Consider the following 26,913-nt stretch of genomic DNA (forward strand, 5'->3'; position numbering starts at 1 on the left):
GATTTAATTATTTCCAAACTAATTCGATTGGTAAAACTTCTTGAATATCGTTAAATTGTTTCTCTTTTTGCTCTTCTGTCATCCAAATGTGAACAACGCCTTCATCCTCACTACTTCTTATTAAACGCCCAATCCCCTGACGTAAACGAAGTAGCATATAAGGTGCATCAACATCCTTTAATGGATCTTCTGCATGCTTCCTTTTTGCTTGGAACACGGGGTCATGAGGTGGAAACGGAAGCGAAGAGATAATGACCTGTGTTAAGGATTGACCTGGTACATCTAACCCTTCCCATAAATGATAAGCACATAACACTGTCTCTTCATTATTTTGGAATTGGTCTACAGTTGCACTGATCTCTCGGTCACCTTCATAAACAATGTCAAAATTCCAACTCTGTTCTTTCGCCCATATTCTGAAACGGTTCATCTCTTCAAATGATGTGAATAAAACTAACGATTTTCCTCCACGCTCAATTAAGTTTTGGCCAATTTGAGCCCACTTATCATCTTCCATCCCTTGAATATGACCATATAAACTCATTTGCTCTTCATAATCAAATGGAGAAGCTACAGTAAATGATAAATAATCGTTTATCCCCAAGTTTTTAGCTATGTAAGAAAAATCTCCTGCCCTAGATAACGTTGCAGATGAAAAGATAAACGGAATTTTTTGTGAGAAGACCTCTTTCTCCAAGATATCTTCCACTAGTCTTGGCATGATAACAAACGAAGATTCTGTTTCAGTTTCTTCAAGCCAGAAAATACCTTCGCCATCCTTTAATAATATCGATAACCCATAGGAAAAGAACTCTAAATATTCTTCTATTATTTTCACATGATAATCTTCTAATACGTGCAACTCAGCATCAAAAACGAGCTGTTCTAAAAGGTCTTGTACACTTTTATCCATTTTCTCAACGATGGCTATCATCGCTTCTGTCCGTGGCACTTCTTTACGGTTAGAACCTTCAACCATAACAGCTGCACCGCTTAATATATCAAACCATTCATCATGTAAGGCTAGAATATCTTCTATTAAATATAAAGACTCTTCCCTTACATCTTGACTCATATATGCGGTTAAAACTGTTGTTAATGTCTCAGAATGAAAACGATACGTTAATGCTTTTTGCGCGGAGAACTCCAATAAATGTCCTTCATCAAACACAACACAGCTTGCATCTGGTAATAATGTTAGCTGTCCCTCACGCTTCCTAGATTCCTTAGTCCACACATGCTCCATGTAAAAATCATGAGAACAAATAATGAGATCTGCTGCTTCTCTATAATAATTACGGTGAAGGGTTTGTCCACAACGGTGGCGCCAATCACAGGTTGAGCATTGTTGTAGAGTATCCCAGGCAACAGTTTCCCACTTATCATTTGGAACCCATGGGTAATCTTTTCTATCACCGTAACGCTCTAATAATGATGAGCCACTATCAAAAGCGAAATCAGGTATCTCATCATGAACACGTAAGATGTCGTCATCATCAGTTTGATTTGAAAGTTTGTCTAATTTCTTCACACATACGTATTGCTCTCTTGCCTTCGCTAAACGTACATCAACCTTCAGCCCTAATGCTTTTTGTAACTTTTCAATATCGCCACCCTCTTTTACAAGCTGCTCAATCAATGTCTCATCGGCACATGAAATAATTGCAGGCTTTCTCATATAGCGGGCATAACAAATTGCATAGAGAAGGTAAACAAAGGTTTTTCCTGTACCAACTCCAGCTTCAGCAAATATAACGCTTTTATTTTTAAAGGCTTGTTCTACTTGAAAAGCCATAAAGATTTGTTCGTCTCGTAACTCATATCCTTTTTCAGGTAGGATATCATAAAAAACATCACCAATATAGTCACCTAATTGGTCAAAGAAGTTTTCTGTTTTCGAGATTTTAAATGGAAGTGATTTTATCATAACTATCCCCTTTTCTTAACCATACATATCAGTCTATTAACTAAAATAAAAATTTGCAAGACATATTAGTTGAATACTTCTATACAGGGGTATCGTTTGCCTCTATTTGCTAAATAGTTTATACTAAAAAATGTTTTTTAATTACCTTTACTTTTCCATTTCTTTACATGACTTACGCTTATATTACACAAAATAGGGTAAACAGACTAATAGTTCGTCTATCTAGTTTCTTTTTTAGAGCTACTATTTCTAGTTCATTCTAACTACGAAAGGTTTTGATTTTATATGAATGAAGGGAAGGAACATACAAAAAACAAACCAGGTAGTGTACTTTATATCTCTGCCATTTTTGTTGCATTATTCGTTTTGTGGGGATTCATAGCACCACACCAGCTTGAAAGAGTAGCTAGTGATATGCTTGCCTTCACAATAGACACGTTTGGCTGGTATTACATGATTGTTGCTGCAATATTCGTATTCTTTATTATTTTCTTAGCTGTCAGTCCTTTTGGACGTTTACGACTTGGGAAACAAGATGACCGACCTCAGTATAGCTATTATACATGGATTGGTATGTTGTTTTCTGCTGGAATTGGTGTCGGCTTTGTCTTCTGGGGCGTTGCAGAGCCAGTTCTTTATTATCTCGATCCACCAGCCGGCATTGAAGCAGGAAGTAATGCTGCCGCACTTATTGGATTACGATATTCCGTTTATCATTGGGCACTTCATCCGTGGGCTATTTTTTCACTTGTTGCCTTAGCCCTTGGTTATGTTCAATTTCGTAAAGATCAACCAGCGCTAATAAGCTCAGTTTTCTACCCACTGATCGGTAACAGAGTAAACGGTGTATTCGGACGTGGAATTGATATTTTAGCTGTACTTGCAACTTCAACAGGTGTTGCTACAACCTTTGGTTTAAGTGCAATGCAAATTACCGGTGGTCTATCCTATTTAACTAATATTCCTAATACAGTAACAACACAGCTTGTCATTATTGCAATAGTGTCAGTTCTATTTATGCTATCTGCAGCAACAGGAGTAGATAAAGGTATCCGCTATTTAAGTGTTATCAACTTAACAATTGCTGGGCTTTTGCTTATCTTTATGATGATTGTTGGACCAACTGTTTACATTTTTGAAAACATTGTAACGACCATTGGTGGCTATGTGGCAAACATTATCCCAATGAGCTTAACAATGACTCCATTTACTGATAATCCGTGGCTCGGTTCTTTTACTATTTTCTACTGGGCATGGCATATAGCATGGGCACCATTCATGGGGCTATTTATTGCTCGAATATCAAGAGGTAGAACGATTCGTGAATTTGTTATCGGTGTACTATTAGTACCATCATTACTAGCAGTAATTTGGTTTTCGACTTTCGGTGGTTCAGCTCTGCATATCGAAGTTATCCAAAACGGGTCGATTGCAAATGCGATCGTAGACAATGTTGAACTAGCATTGTTTATGTTATTAGGTGAATTCCCACTCGGACAACTTATGAGTGGTTTAGCCGTGGTTCTCATTTTAATATTCTTTATTACTTCAGCTGACTCAGCAACCTATGTATTAGGGGCTATGACATCAAAAGGAAGTCTTTCACCAAGATTAGGTATTAAATTACTATGGGGTATTCTTATCGCTGGAACAGCTAGTGTGTTACTTCTAAGTGGTGGCTTAACTGGATTACAGACCGCATCTATAGTAGCAGCGTTACCATTCTCAATGATAATGATTGTAATGATTGCCTCTATGCTCAAAATGTTTACTGCAGATCTAAAAGAAGAAAAGCGTGAACGGAAGAAACAAGAAATAACACGTATTAAAAAAGAACTTATTAAAGCAATGGAACAAAACTTTGAAGGTAAGCTGGAAGAAAAATTCGACGATGCCTTTGACGAAAGACTTGTTGATAAACTTGATGATGCATTTAATGAGAAATTAGATGACAAATTTGAAGACGCATTCGAAGAAAAACTAGAAAATAAATTTGAAGATGCCTTCGAGGAAAAATTCGAGGACAAGATTGGAACTGTAATTGAAGATAAATTTGAAGAAGTGTTAGAAGACAAACTAGAGGACTATACGAAAGAACAAATTAATAAAGATAAAAAGTAAAAAAAGTCTGTGTCAGAAAATTACTTTTGACACAGACTTTCCTCTTTTACTGATTTACACGCTAGCTAAACTAAACCTTATTACTTATGATGTTTAGGGTGTTTACCAACTAAGTAAATAGCACTAATGATTCGCTTATTTATCCACTTTAAGTTTTCATGTGTATTCAAACTATTGAATACATTTTGTCTTCCCTCTTCAGATGTAACATAATGTACTGGTAGTGTATTAAGGCTTAAAGCAATAATATCATTTCTACATTTTAAACATTTACAGAACGTTTGAAAGTCAGCACCTAACATTTGGATATTAACTAACGTTTCTACTAGTTCTTCCATAACATTTTCATAATTGCGATTCATTTTTTTATCCCCATAATTATTTTATTTCGATGTATAGATAGTCTATTCATTCCCGTTACTATTACTTCCAATACAATTAATAAAAAGAATGTAAAAGAAGAATAAACACCACTCCAAATACTAGCATTGAACATACATATATTCCGTTCCACATAAGCCCAATCGTAATCCCATCCCTCTTAACAATCCCACTTACTAACATATTTGTTGCATTCAATGGACTTATAATTGATGACATCGACCATGCTAACGTAAAAAGTAAGGCTAGAGCTAGTGGACTTGTACCTATAACCGAAGCATCAATTTGCATTGCTAAAATAGGTACAACAACAATTTGATGAATACCAATAAAAGCAAAAAGAGAAATAATACCAATCACAAATAAAACAAACACTAAGAAAGAAAAAGATGCAATACTAGTTATAAACGCTTCCACAGAATTGGCAAAGACAGAATTAGCTAAGGCGTTTCCAAATAGACCAGCACAAAGAAATAACACAATCTCATTATTCATACTTCCTGAAAGACGTTCCTTATATTGTTGGAATTCCACCCTAAGAGATCCCCATTGTGTTGTAAATAATCCCCATACTATTGGAAATAAGATTGCAATTAAACTAACTAACAACAGCATTGGCAAAGGAGTAATATACTCTAAAAATAGTAAAAATAAAATTAAAAAAGCCAGCATGGATGCTAGTTTAAGTAGTTTAGTCTTATATATTACTTCTCCGTCTTTCTCTACTTTAGGTCCTTCCTTTGCACTAAAGGATTCTTTGTCCTTTTTCTCCCAAGACCGAAATAATAGATAGCCAACAATTAATTGGATAATCGCTAACGTCAGGCCAATAAACATATAATCGAGTATCCGAACATCTACATAGAACAAAACTAAGGCGACAGACGCAAAGTATGGTGACCAAAGCATCGTTGTAGAAAAGCCTACTAAATAGGCTTTAGCAAGGATAGCAGGTTTGATTTTTAAACTTTCTACCATATCATGCGTAATTCTTATACTCCCAAGGTTTAGAATCGGGCCAACAAGGGAAATGAACCCTGATAACCCCATATAGGTTTTTTTTGAATCCTTTTTCCATTGATCCATGTAATAACTTGCCGCTTGGAAATAGCCACTCATTTTCATTGGTATTGCAATTAATGGAACTAAAAGGAGCAACGTTAAAATAGGCAAGTTAATCAGCAAACCTTCTAAGTTACTAAAAAGTCCATTTCCACTTCGATAGTTAATCAATATACCTAATGAGACTAGTGTAAGCCCTATTACTCTAGGAACTATCTTTACTGAAAACATACTAGAAACTAAGACGAAAAAAGTGAACACCGCAAGACCATAATAAAAAGCATTTATTGGAATGAAATAATCAAATATATAAAGCAAACACATTCCCAAAATAAAATAGCTTTTTAAACTAGTAAATAGTAACTTATTCATTTTCATACTCCTGAACACACATATATCTTCCTATTATTATGTTCCTTACATTGATTCATGTATACAATACGATTTCTATTCATTAATAGAAACCACTCCTTTTTTCTAAGACTGTAGTAAATTATGACATACTATACCCTATTTGAAAATATTTCACATGCTGTTCAACATGTCTGTTACTTTAAAAGAAAATTTAATCTGCTATATCCTAATTATTTTGTCGTATTTTTTATTGCTAAGTACTAAATTTCTACAAATTATGTTAAATTATCGGTAGACTCTGTTGTTAAATACTAGATTTTTTTTATGTAAATACGTATAATTTATAAATATTTTGGACATCATGTTAGTAAAATTGACGAATATAAATTAAGGAGATGATAGTTTTGCTTGAGAATTCTATCTATGAAATTGGTATCTTACTAGAGAATTATCACGAAGAGGAAAAGGTTAATTCTATTGGTCACAACGTATTTGAAATCAGCATGATGATTAATGATTATAAAGAATCTAATCAACAATAGTAGGTGGAGGATGTCTCTTGTAGACATCCTCTTTTATTATATTACGTTAGCTTTCTCTCCTTTTTTATTAAATTCCTCTATACTTCCACACACATAAATATTACTGACTTTAATCTTTTTTTAAAGTTTTTTCTCCTAATTTCGTTATTTTAATCACTTTTTATTACTTAAGTAGAAAAATGTAATAATTTTTGGAATTATTTAAATTGTATATTACTGGAATCCTTTTTATACTTTAAATTGACAAAAGAAATGAAAGAGGGAGATTGTACATGTCTAACCAAAAAACCTACGACCCGTTTTCAACCTGGAAGGAACTATACAGTAATACTGAGAATTACTGGGGACAAGCAATGGAAGACAAGATGAAGACAGAGGAATTTTCAGAATGGCTTGGTAAAGTCGTGGATTCCAATCTGTTATATAAACAGATGACTGATAAAGCAACAAAGCAGTATCTAGATCAAATGAACCTTCCTTCTCGTGAGGATTTAGCAAATCTATCATCTCTAATTGTCAATCTAGATACAAAAGTAGATGACCTTGAGGAACAAATAGAAGAAAGTCTCGAGAATCAAACATCGCCTGCAGTGGTCAAAAGAGAGATGACAACGCTAAAAAAGGAAGTTAAGGACATTAGTAATAAATTAGATGAAGTACTTGAATTCCTTAAAGAAAGCGCTCAATCAAAAAATAAGTCTGGTAACCCAACAACGGATAAAAAATAAGATTAAGGGGATAGAAATATGAATAATTTACAAGGAAAAGTTGCGATTGTCACTGGTGGAGCTGTAGGTATTGGAGCTGCAATTTCAAAGGAATTAGCTCAAAATGGTGTTAAAGTCATCTTAAATTACAATCGTAGCAGTGCTGAAGCTGAGAAATTAGTTTCATTTATTAGAGAAACTGGTGGCGAAGCAATTGCAGTTCAATCAGATGTATCTAAATCAGAGGAAGCTGCAAAGCTAGTAAACATTGCTATAGAAAGCTTTGGTCAACTTGATATTTTAGTAAATAATGCTGGAATTACAAGAGATCGTTCGTTCAAAAAGCTTTCTGAAGAAGACTGGAGAAGTGTAATTGATGTTAATCTAAATAGTGTTTACAATACTTCATCTCCTGCATTAACTCACATTCTCAATTCAGATACAGGAAGAATTATTAATATTTCTTCAATTATTGGACAAACAGGTGCGTTTGGACAAGCAAACTATTCAGCTGCTAAGGCAGGGATGATTGGTTTCACAAAATCTCTAGCTCTGGAATTAGCAAAGACAAATGTAACAGTTAATGCTATTTGCCCTGGTTTCATTGAAACAAGCATGATTTCAGAAATACCTGACAACGTTAAAGAACAAATTCAAGCAAAAATCCCACAAAAACGCTTTGGTCAAGCGGAGGAAATTGCCAAAGGCGTCCTTTACTTATGTAAAGATGGTGCTTATATTACAGGACAGCAATTAAATATTAACGGTGGTCTTCACATGTAATAGAGTTACCATTAAGAAAGGTGTGGATAAAATATGATTGCAGAAAAAGAATTGAGTAACATACTTGATTTAATGCCTGATGAGACGAAGCGCTCATATCAGAGATTAAAAAGAACAATGGAAGTATTAACTACAGAGCCAGAACCTGAAGTTGGATTAACACCAAAAGAAACAATTTGGACAAAAAATAAGACAAAGCTATATCGTTATATCTCAGACCAACCAAAAAAGTATAAAACACCTCTTTTAATGACATATGCCTTAATTAACAAACCATATATTCTTGACTTAACTAAAGGAAATAGCTTAGTAGAATATCTCCTTGAACAAGGCTTTGATGTGTATATGCTTGATTGGGGTACACCTAGTTTGGAAGACAAACACATGAAGCTTGATGATTATATTCTAGATTATTACCCACGAGCAGTTAAAAAGGTGCTCCGTACATCAAAAGCAACGGAAGTTTCTGTATTAGGTTATTGCATGGGTGGAACGATGACTTCTATCTTCGCTTCCCTTCACCCTGACCTACCAATACGAAACTTAATTTTTATGACAAGTCCTTTCGACTTCTCTAACACTGGATTATATGGATGTTTCCTTAACGACAAATACTTTGATGTTGATAATGTTGTAGAAACTCTAGGTAATGTTCCACCGGAAATGATTGATTTCGGAAACAAAATGCTAAAGCCTTTGACCAATTTTCATGGTCCATATACGAGCTTATATGAACGCTCAGATAATCCAAAGTTTGTTGAAAGCTGGAAGCTAATGCAGAAATGGCTTACTGATGGGATTCCGTTTCCTGGTGAAGCTTATCGGCAATGGATTCGAGAATTCTATCAACAAAATAAGCTCATAAATGGAGAGTTAGTAATACGTGGGCGTAAGGTAGATTTAAGTAACATTTCAGCTAATGTCTTAAATCTTTCTGCTGAACGTGACCATATTGCAATGCCACACCAAGTGGAAGCACTTATGGATAAAATCTCGAGCAAAGATAAGCAATATGTCTCTCTTCCTACAGGACATGTCTCAGTTACATTTGGTCCAAAAGCAGTGAAAATAACGTACCCAACTGTTGGTGATTGGCTAGCAGAACGTTCGAATTAAGATAATTTCTTATGTGTATATTTTTAAAAGGACAACAACAAGTAATGTCTTAGTTGTTGTCCTTTTAATGTACGACGAACCTAATTGCAGATCATTAGCTATATAATACTGTAGCTATCCAGTAGTAATAAGGAATCCCAATAATCAAGTTAAACGGTAATGTTAACCCGAGTGACGACCCAATATAAATACCTGAGTTAGCATTGGGCATACTCTGACCTACAGCGGCAGGAGCCGCAATATAGGAAGCACTTCCCGTTAGAAAGGCAAGGACAACCGAACCACCTAAAGATAACCCTAATAGACTACCAGCTAAAACACCTAATGTTCCTCCGATAATAGGTAATATAAATGCAAACAGCAGAGACCTTATCTTGAAATTCTCGATATTTCGGATGCTTTGTGTTGCTACCATCCCCATGTGTAATAAAAAGATACATAAAATACCGTAAAATAAATCCCCGAAAAACGGAGTAATTTTAGTAATGCCATCTGTATGGGCAGTCATCCCTATAAAGATACCACCTAGAAGCAAAAAAATACTCTTTCCAAAAAATGCCTCTTTAACCACGTGTTTTAAACCAGAGTTAGCTGAATCTGCTCCATTCTCCTGTTTTTGAAGATACATTTTATACAGAATAATTGCGAGAATAATTGCAGGACCTTCCATAATAACAAGAACCGCAGACATATATGGTTCATAATAAATAGCAAGTTTATCTAAAAAGGCTATCCCAGCAATAAATGTGACGGCACTTACAGATCCATAATGCGCCGAAAGAGCTAATGCATTCGTTACCGAGTATTTAAACAAAAAGCGTACAATTAAATATGTTATAAAAAACATTAAAATACTTAATAAAATTGCTGTAATAATTGTTGGAACCATTTCAATTAATCGCACATTCCGGAGTTCTACGCCTCCTTTAATTCCAATTGTCAAAAGAATAATCATGGTATAGCCTGTATATAAAGCCTCTGGAACCTTTAAATCAGAGTTAACAAGAATCGCGATAATGCCAATGATGAAAAATAAAACCATTGGTGAAAATAAGTTCATATAAGCTATATCTAAAATTAAATCCACTCCAGCCCATCCTTTCTATTCCTTCTTATATTTATATCCTTTCACACATTATGATAATCTAATTAAAATTCGACAGAACGAAATCAATTTCCTCTTTTTAGAAAATCCTCACAGAAAAAAACCACACCCGCTTTGGATGTGGTACTCATTTTAAATATACTTTCTATGAATCTTCTTGCCATCGTAAATAAAGGCAATCTTCTTGTCATTCACAATTGATTCCATATGAACGGGTCTACCCCATAGCTGATAAATATAAGGAAGTACTTTTTCAAGATAACTTACGTCTAGCTCTGTATCTTCAAAATGGTGAGTAATATAAAGCTCTCCGGTTTTTAAATAATCACCATCAGTTACAGTTAAATATGGAAAACCACCATTTACCCTTGACAGGACCAATTGGTCACGTACTTGTTTCCACTCTTTATCAACGATCTTGTAGTCAGGTCCTTGTTTTTGGAATAAATACATATCCTCTCGTGTAACAAGATCCTTTGTTAAATAGTTACGAATGAAGGAAATATCAGATTCAATTTCTCTAACTTCAAAAATCTTTTCTCGTCCACTACCTGGTTTTACACCTTGAATTTCCATCATTTCTTTCGTTGGATTATCATAGCGTTCTTCAATATCCTCAAAGATTTTTAACCCGAGATAATATGGATTAATCTGTGTTTTTGATGGCTGCACTACACCTGCATTCAGCTTTGCAAATTCAATGGCTTCTTCTGATGTAAGATCCATTTCTCTTAGAATTCGTTGATGCCAATAGGAAGCCCAGCCTTCGTTCATGATCTTCGTTTCTAATTGTGGCCAAAAATAGAGCATTTCTTCTCGCATCATCGTTAGAATATCTCGTTGCCACGCCTCTAATTCACGACTATATTCTTCAATGAAAAGAAGGAGGTCTTTTTCCGGTTTAGGTGGGAATTTCTTCTTTTTCTTCTTAGGCTGCTCCTCTTGCTTTGTTTCATCCAAATCCCATAAGTCATCAAATGGTGTCGAGCGCTTGCTTTCAACCTCTTCTTCATCATCATCCAATGACCACGTAAGCTTCGGTCTTACAATACTAGGGTCAATATGTTCCTGGATAGCAAGTACTGCATCTAAAAATTTCTCGACTTCCTCTTTACCATGGACTCGTTCATAATAAGCGACACGTTCTGCTGTTGCACTCATACTTTCAACCATGTCTTTACGGGTATTCGAGAAGCGAACATTATTTTTAAAGAAGTCACAATGAGCTAATACATGGGCAATGATTAATTTATTTTGAATCAAACTGTTTGAATCAAGCAGGAACGCATAACACGGATCGGAATTAATAACTAGCTCATAGATTTTACTCAAACCTAAATCATACTGAAGTTTCATTTTGTGAAATTGTTTACCAAAGCTCCAGTGGGCAAATCGTGTCGGCATACCGTATGCACCGAAAGTATAAATAATATCTGCTGGACATACCTCATATCTCATTGGATAAAAGTCTAGACCAAAATCACTCGCAATTTCCGTTATCTCATCAATGGCGTACTCTAAACCTCTGTTTTCTTCCATAGTAGATTCCCCTCCTAAAAGGCCTTTACTTTAATTTATGAGACGACTGTCTAAATGATGATCTAACTCGTTATTTTTTCGTTCCATCTAACATAAAAAATAATTACAGTAATCAAAAAAGAAAGATGCGTCCAATCGGATACACACCTTTCTTCTAATTTTAATAATAAGAAACACCTATAGCTGTTTCTTCACTTCTCCCATAAGTTCAGTTGATAACTTCTCTAACCACTTTTTGCTCTCGTCTAAGGTTGAACGTTTAACACCAAAGTAGAACTTCACCTTTGGTTCAGTACCTGATGGGCGCATACATACCCATGAACCATCAGCTAATGTATACTTCAACACATTCGATGTTGGGAGCATGATTCTTTCGCTTGTACCATCAAGCAAACAACGTTTTTCACTTATATTATAGTCCTCAACATGTGTTACCTTTTCACCAGCAAGAGTTGTCAATGGATTTTTTCGGAAGTGAGTTAGAATTGATTGAATCGTTTCAATTCCCGTTTTTCCTTTTAATGTGAGAGATTCAAGACCTTCTTGATAGTAACCATACTTCTCAAATACTTCGATTAAGCCTTCGTATAGAGTCATTCCTTTTGACTTATAGTAGGTTGCGACTTCCGCAGCCATTAAACATGCTTGAATCGCATCCTTATCACGAACAAAGTCACCAATTAAATAACCATAGCTTTCTTCATAGCCGAAAAGGAATTGATGTTCACCTGTTTGTTCATACTCTTTAATTTTTTCCCCAATAAACTTAAATCCTGTTAATGTATCAACTGTTTTAAGATTATATTCTTCTGCAATTTTACGTCCAATCTCAGATGTTACTATTGTTTTTAGAACAACTCCATTAGCAGGTAGAGTACCATTTTTTTCTTTCTGGGATAAGATGTATTCTAATAGTAAAGCTCCTGTTTGGTTTCCTGTCAGAACTACATACTCCCCTTGAAGGTTTTTCGTAGCAATTCCCACTCGGTCTGCATCTGGATCTGTTGCGATTAATATATCTGCATTGATTTTTTTCCCATATTGAATAGCAAGTTCAAATGCCGCATGCTCTTCTGGATTTGGTGACTTCACGGTTGAAAAGTCTGGATCAGGTAGTTCCTGCTCTTTTACAATCGTCACATTTGTAAATCCACTTGATTGAAAGACTCGACGAACAGGACGATTAGATGTTCCATGTAATGGAGAAAAGACAATGTTAACGTCCTTTCCTTTTTGCAGCACTAGCTCTTTATCAACAATAATTGTTTGAAGCTGGTCATTATATACACGGTCCACTTGCTCACCAATCATGTTCAATAAACCATTTTCTAGAGCCTCTTTTTCATCAGCTACTTCAATTGCTAATTCATTTACAACTTCATTTACTTTTTCCACAAGTTCATCTGCCGGCCCTGGTGGAAGTTGACCTCCATCTGGTCCATACACTTTAAATCCATTGTATTCAGGAGGATTATGACTTGCTGTTATAACAATACCTGCATATGCATGTAAATAACGAACAGCGAATGATAATTCTGGTGTTGCCCTAAGTTCCTCGTAAAGATATGTTTGGATATTATGTTTCGCTAACGTCAGTGCTGCTTCTTTCGCAAATTCAGGAGATTTATGGCGACAATCGTAGGCGATAACAACCCCGCGATTTTTTGCTTCGTCCCCAAACTGCTCAATATACCGAGCTAGTCCTTCCGATGCTTTACGAATTGTATATGTATTCATACGGTTTATACCTGGTCCAATTTCTCCACGCATTCCACCCGTACCAAATTCTAAATTTTTATAAAAACAATCCTCTAATGCAACTTCATCATCCTTTATTGAAAGTAAAAAGTCTTTCAATTCTTGCTCCAATGGTTCAAATTGACTCCATCTCTCATAAGCTTGTTTATAGTCCATATGCTCCTCCTTGACACCCACTATTTTCAATATTAATCATACTATACTAAAACTATCGAAAAAAGAAGTTACTCCATTATCATTTCCACTTCTTTACTGTAAATCCTTCACATTGTATGTATACTTGTAAATAAAAAAGCTATAGCAATTTAGATTCACTCTAATTCGCTACAGCTATTTATAATTATCTTTTATATTATAAACTCAGAATGGCTTTACTTTTCCCGTCTAATTAGATGAATACCACTCCCATTTATACTAAAGACTACTTTTTGGTCCCTCAATTATACTATTTTTCTACCTTTATCCACTTCTTCACCTACTGGATTCTTCGCGTAGAATAACTCTGATTCTAGGTAGGCAGTGAACTTCATTGTTTGTTGTTTAGTCCAATTGCATTCCTTTTTCATATAATCTATTACTGGTGCCTTCCATTCTCTTGCCCAGTCAATGTTAAAAAATAAAGCTGCTGTACGACGATTAAAGAAATCAATTGGAGTTGAGACCATTTCTTCATCAATTCCATAACGTAGCTGAGCATAGACAACTGAAGAAAGTTTATTTGCTTTTGCCTCACTTTCTCCATTGCGTATTAGTTCGAATACTTTATCAACATTTGAACCGTAAAGCTTTACTAACTTACGTGCTACACCAACCGAAATCCCAAGAGATGTCCCTTCTTTTGTTTTCTCTTCGATGAAAGTTTGAAGGTTATCTGAGCCACCAACACCTCCGCCAGATAGCTTAATTTTATCTGTTGTACATCCTTGTGTGTTCCCTAGCTCTTTAGCGACAACATCAACAACTCTCTCTGCCATTTTACGATAACCCGTTAATTTTCCACCGGCGATTGAAATTAAGCCAGAGTCCGAGAAGAAAATTTCATCTTTTCGAGAAATTTTAGATGCGCTCTTTCCTTCTTCATGAATTAATGGTCGTAATCCAGTCCAGCTAGATTCAATGTCATTAACAGCTAATTTAACAGCTGGAAACATGTAGTTTACAGCGTTAATAATATAGTCTCTATCCTCCTTCGTCATGCGAGGATGTGCAATTTCTTCATTATAAAATGTATCTGTTGTTCCTACATACGTTTTTCCATCTCTTGGGATTGCGAAAACCATTCGTCCATCTTTTTCTGTATCAAAGTAGACTGCTTGCTTTAATGGAAAACGACTACCATCTATAACTAGATGAACCCCTTTTGTTAAGTGAAGGTATTTCCCCATCTTTGAACCGTCTTTCCCCCGTAACGTGTCTACCCAAGGTCCCGCCGCATTAACGATTTTTTTTGCATGAATTTCGTATTCCTTCTTTGTTAGTAAATCTACCGCTTTCACTGCGACTACCTTTTTATTTTCATAGACAAAACCGGTAACCTTTGCATAGTTCACGGCCTTTGTCCCTCTATTTACCGCTTCCTTTAAAACCTCTAACGTGAGTCTCGCATCATCTGTACGGTACTCAACATAAACACCACTACCTTTTAATTTATCACTACGAATTAAAGGCTCTTTGTCTAATGTTTGATTTTTATTTAACATTTTACGACGCTCACCTTTTTTAACCCCTGCTAAACAGTCATAAACCTTCAAACCGACTGACGTTGCTGTTTTGCCAAATGTACCTCCTTCAATCATCGGTAGTAACATCCATTCTGGTGTAGTTACATGAGGTGCATTTTCATAAACAATCGCTCTTTCCTTTCCAACCTCGGCTACTAGCTTTATTTCAAACTGCTTTAAATATCTTAATCCTCCATGCACTAGCTTCGTAGAACGGCTAGATGTTCCAGCAGCAAAATCCTGCATTTCTACTAAACCAGTAGTTAAGCCTCGAACTTGTGCATCTAAAGCAATTCCAGCACCAGTAATACCTCCTCCAATTACTAATATATCTAACTCTTTCTTTGACATTTCCTCTAAATATGAAGAGCGATTAACACTCGAGAAATTCCCCATATAATAACACCCTTTCAAAGGTAGGTTATGGAGATACAAAAAGAGACCACAACATCCCTATCCAACTACATACATAGTAAAATAGAGTGTTGTGGTCTCTCCAATTCTCCGACCAATTTATTAACTTATCATTATTGTACCATAAATTGCTGAAATATCAATCTTTTACTTTTTTCTAGGAATTCCATTGAATACTATTTATACGCCATTGTCGCCTTAATTGCTTTTTCCCAACCATTATATAATGAACTCCGTGTTTCTTCGTTCATCTTCACTTCAAATCGATTTTCTACCTTCCATTGTTTCGCAATATCCGTACGATCCTGCCAAAACTCTACTGCAAGCCCTGCTAAATAAGCTGCTCCTAGCGCAGTAGTCTCTTGAATTATTGGTCTCTCTACAGGTACATTTAAAATATCACTCTGAAACTGCATTAAGAAATTATTTGCTACAGCCCCTCCATCTACTCGTAACGTTCTCAGCTTGATACCTGAATCAGCTTCCATTGCCTTTAATACATCCTTTGTTTGATAAGCAAGAGATTCTAATGTTGCACGAATAAAATGTTCTTTCTCGGTCCCTCGTGTTAACCCAAAAATAGCGCCCCGAACGTCACTATCCCAATATGGTGTACCAAGTCCAACAAATGCCGGTACAACATAAACTCCTTCCGTTGATTCAACCCTTGATGCATAATCCTCAGACTCTTTTGAGTTCTTAAGCATTCTTAGACCATCACGTAACCATTGAATGGAAGAACCCGCTACAAAAATACTTCCTTCTAAGGCATATTCAACTTTTCCATCAATCCCCCAAGCGAGTGTCGTCAGTAATCCATGTTCAGACTTCACAGCTTTTTGCCCCGTATTCATGAGCATGAAGCATCCTGTACCGTACGTATTTTTCGCCATCCCTTCCTCAAAGCAGGCTTGACCAAACAAAGCAGCCTGTTGATCCCCTGCGGCCCCAGCAATCGGTATTTGTTCACCGAAGAAATGATAATCAACTGTATGACCATAAACTTCAGAAGAAGGTCGTACCTCAGGTAACATTTGCTTTGGTACAGATAGAATGTCTAGTAATTCATCATCCCACCTAAGCTCATGAATATTGTACAACAAAGTGCGTGATGCATTTGAGTAATCAGTCACATGTGCAGCTCCGCCCGAAAGCTTCCATATTAACCACGTATCAATCGTTCCAAATAAAAGATCTCCTTTTTCAGCCTTTTCTCTTGCCCCTTCCACATTATCAAGAATCCATTTTACCTTTGTACCAGAGAAGTATGCATCTACTAATAAGCCTGTCTTCTCACGAAACAACTGCTCATGGCCTTGATTTTTAAGCTGTTCACAAATATCAACTGTTTGTCTAGATTGCCAGACAATCGCATTATAGACCGGCACGCCTGTGTTTTTATTCCAAACAACCGTTGTTTCACGTTGATTTGTAATCCCAATTCCAGCAACTTCGCTTGCCTGCACGTTAGTTTTTAGTAATACACCAGATATAACGGCAAGAACAGATGCCCATATTTCATTTGCACTGTGCTCGACCCAACCTGGTTTAGGAAAAATTTGTGTAAACTCCTTTTGTTCAATATCTACAATTTCACCGCTCTTATTAAATAGAATTGCTCTTGAGCTCGTTGTTCCTTGGTCTAATGCTAAAATATATTTTTTCTCCATTATAGATCCCCCATTATCTTTTAATCTATTGTATGTGACATGCTGCAATACCTGCCTTATTTTTAACTATAATCTCTCCACGTTGTTCCAATTAATTCACCAACAAAAGGCAACATACAATCTCCCCCTTTTCATTTAGTAAGCCTGTCCTTTTCCTAATACAAAATAAGATACAAAAAAGGAGACCAACAAATCCAGCCCATCAAATAAAACTATTTGAAAGGTGAAATATTAGTCTCCGATTCTCCGTCACATATATTAACTTACTTAGTATTTAATCACGGTATGAAAACGTTGTCAATATGGTTTTTGTTATCTAACTATCCCACAAATCTTTACGTGAGGTTGTCACAGCAACTGCTCCAGACTTCAGTGCTCTTTCAACTTCTACCTTCTCACGAATTAGTCCTCCAGCTATAATTGGTATACCTGTTTTTTCAAATACTTCCTGAATTATATGAGGCATCACCCCTGGAAGAACTTCGATATAATCAGGTTTAGTAGTCTCTAAAAGCTTATAACTTGATTCTAGTGCAATTGAATCAAGGAGAAATAGTCGCTGAACGGCGATAATTCCATTCTTCTTTGCTGTTAATACAACATTTTTTCGAGTTGATATCAGTCCTGTTGGTCTAATATCCTGACAAAGAAATTGCGCTGCATATTCATCATTTTTTAACCCCTGAACAAGATCTGCATGCATAAACACTTTTTTCTGTTCTTTTTTTGCCAACCTTATTAAGCTCTTTAGCTGACCAATATGACTATTCAAAAGGATGATATTTTGAAAGTCACTTTTGATTAGCTCCTCAAATTCTTTTAATGTACGCGCCGCAGGTAAAATATGCTGTCCATCAAAATGAACTCCATTCATAGAAACGCAGTCCTTTCCATCAATTCTTTTTAGTAACTTTAACTAATGTAGAATTAGACTGTCAATTCTAGACGTAATCAAATGGCTAATTTGTCCACTTAGAATTTATAATCGACTGTTCTAGGTGAAAATGATCTGTCGGATCACGATACTCCTCAGAAACAAGGTTTCCATCAATATCTATGTAAAATTGATTACGATATACATTACTCGCAACCTTCGCCTCAACAATACCTACCCACTTTCCACCGATTGAAAATATCGCTTCTGTTTCATATAATCCGTCCTCTACATGGTGCATCGTTTTTTGAATGTTATGTACCGTCTCTGGTCGGTCTAAAATAAGCTGGACATTTGCATTTGTAATAGGTTGTCCTGCGCTATCTTCTAAAAATAATTGGATATCCGTAGCCTTACCAGATTGATATGTAGAATCTAGTCCAACAACATCCATTCGCCAATCCGTTATAAGAGTTTCTTTTTCAATAAATGCAAAAATGCTCCAAATCGTAAGAAAAATAAAAGCTCCTGCCCCTAATAATGAAAGTAGAGGATACTTGTATAATGTCTTTTCCATTTTCAAATTACCCACCCCCAATCTCTAACATTTTTTCCTATTTTATAATTTCTAAACAAAGCGTATCCGTTCACATTGCACATTTGTAGTAATTTTAGGCAAACAAAAAGAAGACTTGCCATTAATAGTTGGCCAGTCTTCTTTCGTTTTAGTTTTCATCTAATTTATATGTCGTTTTATAGATATCATGACGACGATCTCGTAATTGATTAACACTACCAGATTTACGATGACGACGTAGTATTTCTAGATCCACATCTCCTACAACTACTGTATCAATATTAGGATTACACTCTCCTACAACACCATCTCTTGAAAAAGAGAAATCCGATGGAGAGAAAATACCTGACTGAGCGTATTGAATATCCATATTCTCTACTTGTGGTAAATTACCTACCGTACCTGATAGAACTGTATATACTTGATTCTCTACCGCTCTAGCTTGAGAACAATATCTAACACGTAAATATCCTTGTCTATCGTCTGTACAGAATGGAGTAAAAATAATATTAGCACCTTTATCTACTGCAATTCGCGCAAGCTCTGGAAATTCAATATCGTAACAAATTTGAATTGCAATCTTCCCACAATCTGTGTCAAAGACACGAACTTCATTACCTGGGGAAATCCCCCACCATTTACGTTCATTTGGTGTAATGTGAAGCTTGTATTGCTTTTCAATAGTCCCATCTCGTCTAAATAAATAAGCGATATTATAAACTTTATTCCCCTCTTCAACAAAGTGAGAACCACCAATAATATTAATATTGTATTTAACAGCAAGATTCGTAAACAATTCAATATAGTCCTCTGTATATTCAGCTAACTTACGAATTGCTCTACTTGGGCTTTTCTCTGGTAAAAAAGATAACAGCTGTAATGTAAAGATTTCTGGGAACACTGCAAAATCAGAACCATAGCCTGATGCTACATCAGTATAATATTCACATTGAGTAGCAAATTCATCGAAAGAATCGATTTTCTTCATCATATATTGAATCGTCGTAATTCGTACTGGGAATGCTGTACGGAACTGCCTTCTTGTTTTCGGTTGATAGTCAATATTATTCCATTCCATCAACGTCGCATATCTCATTGAGGCTTTGTCATCTTCTAAGTAATTTTTATTAATTCTCTTAAGAGTGAATCCGTTCATTACTTGAAAAGTAAGTACTGGGTCAAAAATATTATGAATCATAACCTCTTCAACATACTGTCGAGGCGTTAGCTCATTTCCGAACTTATAGTAGTTTGGAATCCGTCCGCCAATAACAATACTCTTAAGATTCAATTCCCTTGCTAAGTCTTTTCTCGCTTCATATAAACGACGACCGATTTTCATTCTTCTATATTCAGGGTGAACCATTACTTCCATCCCATAAAGATTGTATCCCTCTGGGTCATGATTTGTTATATAGCCCTCATCGGTAATTTCATCCCATGTATGTTGGTCATCATATTCATCAAAATTAATAATCAAACTGCTACATGAACCAATAATTTTTCCGTCATATTCCACACAAAGCTGTCCCTCTGGAAATATGCTTATATGGCTTTCTAAATGTTCACTTTTCCATGGCTCCATATTAGGAAAACAAAGCTTTTGTAATTCTACAATCTCTGCAAAGTCTGTTTCTTTTATCCTTCTTATTTCAATCTTTTTCTCAAAATTGGATAAATCAATTTTTAACATTTCTCTAGTCTCCCTTCGATAGCAAATCCACTATTTAAGAGTGTACCCTTTTTGCTTGTATGTGAACAGAATTTTGCATAGAAAACAGCAGTTTTAGTTTCTTAACATTTATATAATAGCAAAGAGCTTTACAAATCGATGATTTGTAAAGCTCTTTATAGACGTCTCCCCAAAGTAACCTTCTATTTCTCTTCTTCTTTAACAGAAATATGTACATCTAAATTACCTATTTGAGTCTCTAATGGGACACTTACAAACATTTTATTTGAACGAAAATTTGAGATACCTTCATTTATAATTGGTGGTGTTACATCGATGATGCAATCTTCCTTAGAAAGTTCTGTTGCTGTCGTACCAGCTACCCAATTTCCGAACTCTTGAACTGCACTCCATCCCATATCATCCAATTCAACAACTTCCATACCGCCCATCATAACTCCTACAAGCTTCTTAGCTGTATCGTCAGAAAAAGAACAAATAATTTGTCCATTTAATTGACCATTAATACCTAGTATAACGGATATATGATTCGATGCGACTGGACTTTTCCCTGCTGATGCTTGCAGAGGTATTACTTCTAAACCAAAATGACTTTGCAAAATCGATTTAGTTGCTCGACAAATAGCATTTACATGTTTTACGTTCATTTTGAGTCCCCCATATTTATACAATCTAAACTTTTTTAGCTGTATTTATAATTTTTCAATAAATCAGATAGTAAATAATAACCATGCTCTATTTTACCATGTTTTAGTGAGTTAGTCCTTTTTTTTATATTCTTGTTTGACTTTTGTCATATTAATTTATGACTATAATTCCATTAATTTTATTCCTCTTCTTTATTCCGAATGACATACCACTGCTCTCTAGCCATCTCGACTGTTTTCGTTTCAAAAGAACGACTCTTATGTTCAATGACCATCGAAAAGTAGCGGACTGCTTCTTGCTCATTTCCAGCTCTTCTACTTAATTCCCCTAATAAGTAGAGTAACTTAATTTCAGACATTTGAGTACCAAGAAAGTCAGACTGCTCATAAGCACTTTTATAATAGTTTAACGATAGCCTTAAAAATCGCATCTCTTGTTTCTCTTCTTCCTTCATACGGTAGAGCCAAGCTAACCGAAGACAAAGACCCGCCATCACAATATGCTTTTCTTTTTTTAACGTACCAGCAACGATGCCAAGCTTATACGTTTCAATTGCATCATCAACGGTACGAATATCTCCAAAGTCTCTTGGAAGCCACCTTTTTGAAACTTGCTCGTAAATAGCTTCCTCTGCTCCTGGAGGAAAATTATTTGAGAACATATCAGAAAACGCATAGCCACACTTAGGGCATACAATGATTTCATATAATGCAGGATTATATTCCGGGTTCTTATATGTAGTATGAAAGTCAGTATCTATCATATCTACCCGAATAAAACGAGAACGGAGCTTTTTTGAGGTATGCCTTTCATTACAAAGTAAACAAGTATGTTCTTTATCATAAAACGGTTCTATTTCCTGGGACAACTAAATCACCTCTCCTATAACTACTGTCTCTTTATTTCATTTTAGTACAAAAGCAATAGCGCTTCTAGGTGTTGAAGTAAAATAATAGTTATATTACTTCAACCATTACTTATGTATGAGAACAAAAAATACCCCCCCTCTAGCAAAGAGGCCGCTAAAAAAGTGAAAATCACACTTTTTCAGCGGCCTCCTAGCAAACGGAGGGAGTTACTATATTATCTAGAGCCTTTCTCATATGGCTTACCTATTGCTTTTGGTGCATCTGCTTTTCCAACAAATCCAGCTAACGCTAATATTGTTAGTACATAAGGTGCTATTAGCAAAAAGACCTGTGGTATATCTCGTAACATTGGTATTTGCTGACCAATGACACTTAATGAATTGGCCAATCCAAAGAAAAGTGCTGCTCCAAGTGCACCTATTGGATGCCACTTACCGAAAATTAATGCTGCTAGGGACATGAAACCCTGTCCTGCAATTGTATTTGCAGCAAAATTTAATGAAATTGATAAGGCGAATATTGCTCCGCCAAATCCTGCTAAAGCACCACTTAACATAACCCCTACATACCTCATTTTAATGACATTAACACCCATCGTATCTGCCGCCATTGGGTGCTCACCAACAGAACGAAGTCGAAGTCCAAACGGTGTCTTATATATAACATACCAAACTAGAAATGCAATAATAATTGCAATATACGAGGTTGGATAAATATTTGTAAAGAACAACCGTCCAATAATAGGTATATCACTCAAGAGAGGAATCGTTTCCGGATAGATTCTGTAGTTGATAAAGTCTGTTTGCCCTTTTCCATAGATATTTTTTACTAAGAAAACCGATAAACCAACAGCAAGGAAGTTAAGTGCTACCCCACTTACAATTTGATCAGCTTTAAAGGTAATCGAAGCGACAGCATGAAAGAGAGAGAATAGTGCCCCGGCAATGATTGCTACTATGAAAGCGAGCCAAGGTGATGCTGCTCCTAGCCCTGCATTTTCAAAAATCAGTGTAAATACAACACCTACAAAAGCACCAATAACCATTAACCCTTCTAATCCAATATTAACAATACCTGATCGTTCACTAAATAAGCCACCTAATGCCGTTAAAACTAATGGGCTTGCTGAAAAAATGGCTGCAGGAATTACAAGAGATAAAACTTGCATAAAATCCATTTAAATCTCCTCCTTTTTCACCCTGTTCATTATCCAGCGAATGAGATAACTAGAGGCAACGAAGAAAATAATTAAGGCGATGACAATATCAACTAACTCGGTTGGTACACCTGCTTGTGATTGCATATTTAATGCACCAATTTTCAGCCCTCCAAAAAGACCAGCAGCTAATATGACACCTAGCGCACTATTAGCACCAAGTAATGCGACTGCGATACCATCAAACCCAACGCCCGTAAAACCAGACATGATTGACATATACTGATACGTACCTAAGCCTTCCATTGCTCCTGCAACACCAGCAAAGGCTCCTGAAATGACTAGGGAAAGTACGATATTTGTTTTAACACTTATCCCTGCATATTCAGATGCATGTTGATTAAAGCCTACCGCCCGTAGCTCAAAACCTCTAGTTGTCTTCCAAAGAACGAACCACATCACAACACTTCCAAGAATAGCAATGAGAATCCCATAATGAAGTCTTGAAAAGTCCGTAACTGACTGTAAAAAAGGAGACGCTAGAGACGCTGTTTCACTAATTCTATCCGTCCGTTCACCTGGTACTAACAGATAAGAACGTATTAGAAAGTTTACCGTGTGTAAGGCAATATAGTTCATCATGATTGTAACAATCACTTCATGAACCTGAAATCGAGCCTTTAAAAAACCTGGGATTAGCCCCCACAGAGCTCCGGCTAATGCACCAGCCAAGATTGCTAGCGGCAAATGAATAATCGAAGGTAAATCTAAGGCAACCCCTACGTAAACTGATGCTAACCATCCAACAATTAATTGGCCTTCTACACCAATATTGAACAGTCCAGTTCTAAAGGCAAAGGCAACTGCCAGACCCGCTAAAATCAGAGGTGTCATCGTCCTTAATGTCTCACCTATGTAGTACATTTCACCGAAAATCCCTCGTAGGAGAGAAAAGTAACCAGTGATCGGATTATAGCCACTTAGTAGCATAATTATTGCCCCCACTAGTATTCCGAAAAACACAGCAATAATAGGGACTGATAAACTTACTAGCCGTTCTGCAGGTATCCATTTTTTCATCATTTGCTTTCACCTGCCTCTTCCTTCTTACCGCCAGCCATTAGTAAACCTAGCTCTCGTTCATCTGTTTCTTTAGCGTCAACGATAGCAACAATCTCTCCTTCAAAAATAACAGCAATTCTATCACTAACATTCAGTACTTCATCTAATTCTAATGAAATTAGAAGAACAGCTTTACCTAAATCCCTCTCTTTAACCAAACGAGAATGAATCGATTCAATTGCCCCTACATCAAGTCCACGGGTTGGTTGAGCAGCGATCAATAAATCAGGTGACCTGTCTACTTCACGAGCAATGATAGCTTTCTGTTGATTACCTCCTGATAAAGCTCGAGCAAGAGTGTATTCTGAAGGTGTCCGAACATCATATTCTTCAATTAACTCTCTAGCTTTCTTAAATATTTCATTAAAATTCAAGATTGAATTTCTTGAATAAGGTTTTTGGTAATATGTTTGTAATACAATATTTTCACCGACTGAGAAATCAAGAACTAAGCCATGCTTATGTCGGTCTTGTGGAATATGACCAACCCCTTCTTCTGTCACTTTTCGGGGAACTAAATGTGTAATATCTTTTTTATTTAAAAATACGCTTCCACTTTCTACCTTTGATAACCCAGTAATTGCTTGGATTAGTTCGGTTTGACCATTTCCGTCAACACCAGCAATTCCTAGAATTTCACCAGCTTTCACTTCTAAGTTAAGTTTATTGAGAGCTGCTATATCTCTCGAATCTTTGACAACTAAATCTTCAACTTTTAATACCGTATCCTTTGGTGTAGCAGGTCCCTTTTCAACTGAAAAATTAACTTCTCTTCCTACCATCATCGCAGCTAGTTGATCAGGATTTGTTTCTGAAATATTTACTGTTCCAATACCTCGACCACGTCGTATCACTGTACAACGAGTACATACTTCCATTATTTCCTTCAGCTTATGGGTAATCAAAATAATCGATTTTCCTTCAGCCGTTAATGTTTTCATGATTCCAATAAGCTCTGTTATTTCTTGTGGTGTTAAAGCTGCTGTTGGCTCGTCAAAAATTAAAATTTCAGCGCCACGGTATAACGTTTTAATAATTTCAACCCTCTGTTGCATTCCTACAGAAATATCTTCTATTTTTGCGTAAGGATCAACCGCTAAACCATACCTCTTTGAAAGCTCATCAATATCCTTAGCTGCCTTACTTAGGTTAAGCTGTCCTGCCTGTGTCGGTTCTTTACCTAAAATAATGTTTTCTGTTACCGTAAATGTATCGACTAACATAAAATGTTGATGGACCATTCCAATACCAAGACGATTGGCGACATTAGGGTCAGTGATTTCCACCTTTTTCCCTTTAACATAAATCTCCCCTCGTTCTGGTTGATAGAGTCCAAATAATACATTCATTAATGTTGATTTCCCTGCACCATTTTCACCAAGTAGTGCATGAATTTCTCCTTTTTCAACTTGGAGAGTTACATTATCGTTTGCTACAATCCCTGGAAATTCCTTACGAATGTCTCTCATTTCTATGACGTAACTCAACCAGATCACCCCTATCAGTAAACCTTCGAATTAAGAAGAGCTAGTAGTTAGTCTTTTCATCAATTAGTACTTCTTAAAGTCGCTTTTATTTTTCAAAAAAAGGTTGTTAAAAAAGAATGCTATTTATCTTTTTTAACAACCTAGCTTAGCTTGTCTATTGCTGCGCCTCTAAAAATTCTGCATATTCATCATCTGTCATCGGTACTTCTATTTCTCCGTTTTGAATCATTGTTCTATGTTCTTCAACTGCTTCCAACGCTTCTTCTGTAACATTTTCTTGAGTATCTGCAATACCTACACCATCTTCTTCAAGTCCAAATTCAATTACTTCTCCACCAGGGTAATTTCCATTCATTGTTTGCTCAGATACTGCATATACAGCATTATCAACACGTTTTACCATTGAAGTTAGTGTTACGTTTTCAGGGAGACCTTCTTCATGTTGGTCTCTATCTACACCAATAGCCCATACTTCTTCACCAGCTCGCTTACGGTTTTTTGCCTCTGTAAATAAACCATTACCTGTTCCACCAGCTGCATGATAAATGATATCTGCACCTTGAGCGTACATCGTATTTGCAATTGCTTGTCCTCTAGTTGCATCATTGAATGATTCAGCATATTGCACAGAAACTTCAGCTTCTGGGTTTACCATCTTTACACCGGCTTTAAAACCATTCTCAAACTTCTTAATTAAAGAACCTTCCACTCCACCAATAAAGCCAACTTGATTTGTTTCTGTTTGAAGCCCTGCAACAACACCTACAAGAAAAGAACCTTCATGTTCTTTGAAAGTGATATTTGCTACATTTGGTAGCGTCTCTCCATTCGTATCGACAACAACATCATCAACAATTGCTAATTGAGCATCAGACTGTTGCGTTGCAATTGTGGCAATGTCATTTGCCATTAAGAATCCAATCCCCCAAACTAAATCAATTCCTTCACGAACTAATGAGTTTAAGTTAGGGCCATAATCCCCTGCGTCACCTGATTGTAAGTATTTGAAATCTTGTCCCTCTGTTAAGTCATTATCTGCACCAAAACGTTGCATCCCTTCCCAAGCTGATTGGTTAAATGACTTGTCATCAACTCCACCAACATCTGTAACCATCCCAACTGAAAAGTCAGTAGCGTCATCAGTTGCTTCTTCACCTGGTGCCTCTTCTGTTACTGGGTCTTCCTCAACAGGAGCTGGATCAGCTGCTGTTCCACAAGCACCTAATACAGTACCTGTAGCTAAAATAAGTGACAAAAACATCGAAAGTTTTTTCTTCATTATTTTTT

Annotated in this window: 22 protein-coding genes; 5 read left to right on the forward strand and 17 right to left on the reverse strand. The window is 36.2% G+C overall.

The window, feature by feature from the left end:
• Nucleotides 1-7 precede the first annotated feature (7 nt).
• Nucleotides 8-1,927 (reverse strand): ATP-dependent DNA helicase, encoded by a 1,920-nt coding sequence (locus CD003_RS12965; protein WP_096201524.1) that lies wholly within the window; start codon nt 1,925-1,927, stop codon nt 8-10.
• Nucleotides 1,928-2,212: 285 nt separating this feature from the next.
• Between CD003_RS12965 and CD003_RS12970 the strand changes: the two genes are divergently transcribed.
• The gene (locus tag CD003_RS12970) at nt 2,213-4,048 is read left to right on the forward strand and encodes a BCCT family transporter (RefSeq protein ID WP_096201525.1); all 1,836 of its coding nucleotides are present in this window, start codon (nt 2,213-2,215) and stop codon (nt 4,046-4,048) included.
• A gap of 80 nt (nt 4,049-4,128) precedes the next feature.
• On the opposite strand, the gene CD003_RS12975 is transcribed toward CD003_RS12970, so the two are convergent.
• Nucleotides 4,129-4,410 (reverse strand): late competence development ComFB family protein, encoded by a 282-nt coding sequence (locus CD003_RS12975; RefSeq protein WP_257008314.1) that lies wholly within the window; start codon nt 4,408-4,410, stop codon nt 4,129-4,131.
• 76 nt (nt 4,411-4,486) lie between these two features.
• Complete coding sequence (locus CD003_RS12980; protein ID WP_096201526.1) at nt 4,487-5,863, reverse strand: hypothetical protein; 1,377 nt, start codon at nt 5,861-5,863, stop codon at nt 4,487-4,489.
• A 386-nt stretch (nt 5,864-6,249) separates the two neighbouring features.
• Between CD003_RS12980 and CD003_RS21900 the strand changes: the two genes are divergently transcribed.
• The 4 genes from CD003_RS21900 to phaC all read left to right on the forward strand — a co-directional run bounded on the left by CD003_RS21900 (nt 6,250) and on the right by phaC (nt 8,993).
• On the forward strand, nt 6,250-6,387 hold the full coding sequence (locus tag CD003_RS21900; RefSeq protein WP_179295545.1) for a hypothetical protein: 138 nt from the start codon (nt 6,250-6,252) through the stop codon (nt 6,385-6,387).
• Between the two features lie 272 nt (nt 6,388-6,659).
• Nucleotides 6,660-7,115: a polyhydroxyalkanoic acid synthase subunit PhaR gene (gene phaR / locus CD003_RS12985; RefSeq protein WP_096201527.1), complete on the forward strand. Its 456-nt coding sequence runs from the start codon at nt 6,660-6,662 to the stop codon at nt 7,113-7,115.
• A gap of 18 nt (nt 7,116-7,133) precedes the next feature.
• Nucleotides 7,134-7,877, forward strand: coding sequence for a 3-oxoacyl-ACP reductase (locus CD003_RS12990; RefSeq protein ID WP_096201528.1), 744 nt, complete (start codon nt 7,134-7,136; stop codon nt 7,875-7,877).
• 33 nt (nt 7,878-7,910) lie between these two features.
• Nucleotides 7,911-8,993: a class III poly(R)-hydroxyalkanoic acid synthase subunit PhaC gene (phaC, locus tag CD003_RS12995; RefSeq protein WP_096201529.1), complete on the forward strand. Its 1,083-nt coding sequence runs from the start codon at nt 7,911-7,913 to the stop codon at nt 8,991-8,993.
• A gap of 94 nt (nt 8,994-9,087) precedes the next feature.
• Here phaC and CD003_RS13000 read toward each other — a convergent pair whose 3' ends face one another.
• The 14 genes from CD003_RS13000 to CD003_RS13065 all read right to left on the reverse strand — a co-directional run bounded on the left by CD003_RS13000 (nt 9,088) and on the right by CD003_RS13065 (nt 26,905).
• The gene (locus CD003_RS13000; RefSeq protein WP_096201530.1) at nt 9,088-10,080 is read right to left on the reverse strand and encodes a sodium-dependent bicarbonate transport family permease; all 993 of its coding nucleotides are present in this window, start codon (nt 10,078-10,080) and stop codon (nt 9,088-9,090) included.
• A gap of 150 nt (nt 10,081-10,230) precedes the next feature.
• Nucleotides 10,231-11,637 carry a SpoVR family protein gene (locus tag CD003_RS13005; protein ID WP_096201531.1) on the reverse strand — a complete coding sequence of 469 codons (1,407 nt, stop codon included), beginning with the start codon at nt 11,635-11,637 and terminating at the stop codon, nt 10,231-10,233.
• A 177-nt stretch (nt 11,638-11,814) separates the two neighbouring features.
• The gene (locus tag CD003_RS13010; protein WP_096201532.1) at nt 11,815-13,551 is read right to left on the reverse strand and encodes a phospho-sugar mutase; all 1,737 of its coding nucleotides are present in this window, start codon (nt 13,549-13,551) and stop codon (nt 11,815-11,817) included.
• A gap of 284 nt (nt 13,552-13,835) precedes the next feature.
• Nucleotides 13,836-15,512, reverse strand: a complete 1,677-nt coding sequence (locus CD003_RS13015) for a glycerol-3-phosphate dehydrogenase/oxidase (protein ID WP_096201533.1) — start codon at nt 15,510-15,512, stop codon at nt 13,836-13,838.
• 194 nt (nt 15,513-15,706) lie between these two features.
• Complete coding sequence (glpK, locus tag CD003_RS13020) at nt 15,707-17,200, reverse strand: glycerol kinase GlpK (RefSeq protein WP_096201534.1); 1,494 nt, start codon at nt 17,198-17,200, stop codon at nt 15,707-15,709.
• 316 nt (nt 17,201-17,516) lie between these two features.
• Nucleotides 17,517-18,074 (reverse strand): glycerol-3-phosphate responsive antiterminator, encoded by a 558-nt coding sequence (locus CD003_RS13025; protein WP_096201535.1) that lies wholly within the window; start codon nt 18,072-18,074, stop codon nt 17,517-17,519.
• Between the two features lie 85 nt (nt 18,075-18,159).
• Complete coding sequence (locus CD003_RS13030) at nt 18,160-18,651, reverse strand: FixH family protein (protein WP_142302873.1); 492 nt, start codon at nt 18,649-18,651, stop codon at nt 18,160-18,162.
• A 148-nt stretch (nt 18,652-18,799) separates the two neighbouring features.
• Nucleotides 18,800-20,344, reverse strand: coding sequence for a bifunctional GNAT family N-acetyltransferase/carbon-nitrogen hydrolase family protein (locus CD003_RS13035; protein WP_096201537.1), 1,545 nt, complete (start codon nt 20,342-20,344; stop codon nt 18,800-18,802).
• Between the two features lie 182 nt (nt 20,345-20,526).
• On the reverse strand, nt 20,527-20,991 hold the full coding sequence (locus CD003_RS13040; protein ID WP_096201538.1) for a chemotaxis protein CheX: 465 nt from the start codon (nt 20,989-20,991) through the stop codon (nt 20,527-20,529).
• A gap of 179 nt (nt 20,992-21,170) precedes the next feature.
• Complete coding sequence (locus tag CD003_RS13045; protein WP_096201539.1) at nt 21,171-21,860, reverse strand: DUF2225 domain-containing protein; 690 nt, start codon at nt 21,858-21,860, stop codon at nt 21,171-21,173.
• A 215-nt stretch (nt 21,861-22,075) separates the two neighbouring features.
• The gene (locus CD003_RS13050; protein WP_096201540.1) at nt 22,076-23,038 is read right to left on the reverse strand and encodes an ABC transporter permease; all 963 of its coding nucleotides are present in this window, start codon (nt 23,036-23,038) and stop codon (nt 22,076-22,078) included.
• Nucleotides 23,039-24,085 (reverse strand): ABC transporter permease, encoded by a 1,047-nt coding sequence (locus CD003_RS13055; RefSeq protein ID WP_096202348.1) that lies wholly within the window; start codon nt 24,083-24,085, stop codon nt 23,039-23,041.
• An 11-nt stretch (nt 24,086-24,096) separates the two neighbouring features.
• Nucleotides 24,097-25,626, reverse strand: a complete 1,530-nt coding sequence (locus tag CD003_RS13060) for an ABC transporter ATP-binding protein (RefSeq protein ID WP_096201541.1) — start codon at nt 25,624-25,626, stop codon at nt 24,097-24,099.
• A 154-nt stretch (nt 25,627-25,780) separates the two neighbouring features.
• On the reverse strand, nt 25,781-26,905 hold the full coding sequence (locus CD003_RS13065; protein ID WP_306453949.1) for a BMP family lipoprotein: 1,125 nt from the start codon (nt 26,903-26,905) through the stop codon (nt 25,781-25,783).
• Between the last annotated feature and the right edge of the window lie 8 nt (nt 26,906-26,913).

Origin of the sequence: Bacillus sp. FJAT-45350 (assembly GCF_002335805.1) — a bacterium.
Lineage (GTDB): Bacteria > Bacillota > Bacilli > Bacillales > NISU01 > FJAT-45350.

Excerpts from the sequence above, each read along its gene's own strand:
- CD003_RS12965 (WP_096201524.1), bottom strand. The coding sequence starts at position 1,927 with ATGATAAAATCACTTCCATTTAAAATCTCGAAAACAGAAAACTTCTTT.
- CD003_RS12970 (WP_096201525.1), top strand. The coding sequence starts at position 2,213 with ATGAATGAAGGGAAGGAACATACAAAAAACAAACCAGGTAGTGTACTT.
- CD003_RS12975 (WP_257008314.1), bottom strand. The coding sequence starts at position 4,410 with ATGAATCGCAATTATGAAAATGTTATGGAAGAACTAGTAGAAACGTTA.
- CD003_RS12980 (WP_096201526.1), bottom strand. The coding sequence starts at position 5,863 with ATGAATAAGTTACTATTTACTAGTTTAAAAAGCTATTTTATTTTGGGA.
- phaR (WP_096201527.1), top strand. The coding sequence starts at position 6,660 with ATGTCTAACCAAAAAACCTACGACCCGTTTTCAACCTGGAAGGAACTA.
- CD003_RS12990 (WP_096201528.1), top strand. The coding sequence starts at position 7,134 with ATGAATAATTTACAAGGAAAAGTTGCGATTGTCACTGGTGGAGCTGTA.
- phaC (WP_096201529.1), top strand. The coding sequence starts at position 7,911 with ATGATTGCAGAAAAAGAATTGAGTAACATACTTGATTTAATGCCTGAT.
- CD003_RS13005 (WP_096201531.1), bottom strand. The coding sequence starts at position 11,637 with ATGGAAGAAAACAGAGGTTTAGAGTACGCCATTGATGAGATAACGGAA.
- CD003_RS13010 (WP_096201532.1), bottom strand. The coding sequence starts at position 13,551 with ATGGACTATAAACAAGCTTATGAGAGATGGAGTCAATTTGAACCATTG.
- CD003_RS13015 (WP_096201533.1), bottom strand. The coding sequence starts at position 15,512 with ATGGGGAATTTCTCGAGTGTTAATCGCTCTTCATATTTAGAGGAAATG.
- glpK (WP_096201534.1), bottom strand. The coding sequence starts at position 17,200 with ATGGAGAAAAAATATATTTTAGCATTAGACCAAGGAACAACGAGCTCA.
- CD003_RS13025 (WP_096201535.1), bottom strand. The coding sequence starts at position 18,074 with ATGAATGGAGTTCATTTTGATGGACAGCATATTTTACCTGCGGCGCGT.
- CD003_RS13030 (WP_142302873.1), bottom strand. The coding sequence starts at position 18,651 with ATGGAAAAGACATTATACAAGTATCCTCTACTTTCATTATTAGGGGCA.
- CD003_RS13035 (WP_096201537.1), bottom strand. The coding sequence starts at position 20,344 with ATGTTAAAAATTGATTTATCCAATTTTGAGAAAAAGATTGAAATAAGA.
- CD003_RS13040 (WP_096201538.1), bottom strand. The coding sequence starts at position 20,991 with ATGAACGTAAAACATGTAAATGCTATTTGTCGAGCAACTAAATCGATT.
- CD003_RS13050 (WP_096201540.1), bottom strand. The coding sequence starts at position 23,038 with ATGGATTTTATGCAAGTTTTATCTCTTGTAATTCCTGCAGCCATTTTT.
- CD003_RS13065 (WP_306453949.1), bottom strand. The coding sequence starts at position 26,905 with ATGAAGAAAAAACTTTCGATGTTTTTGTCACTTATTTTAGCTACAGGT.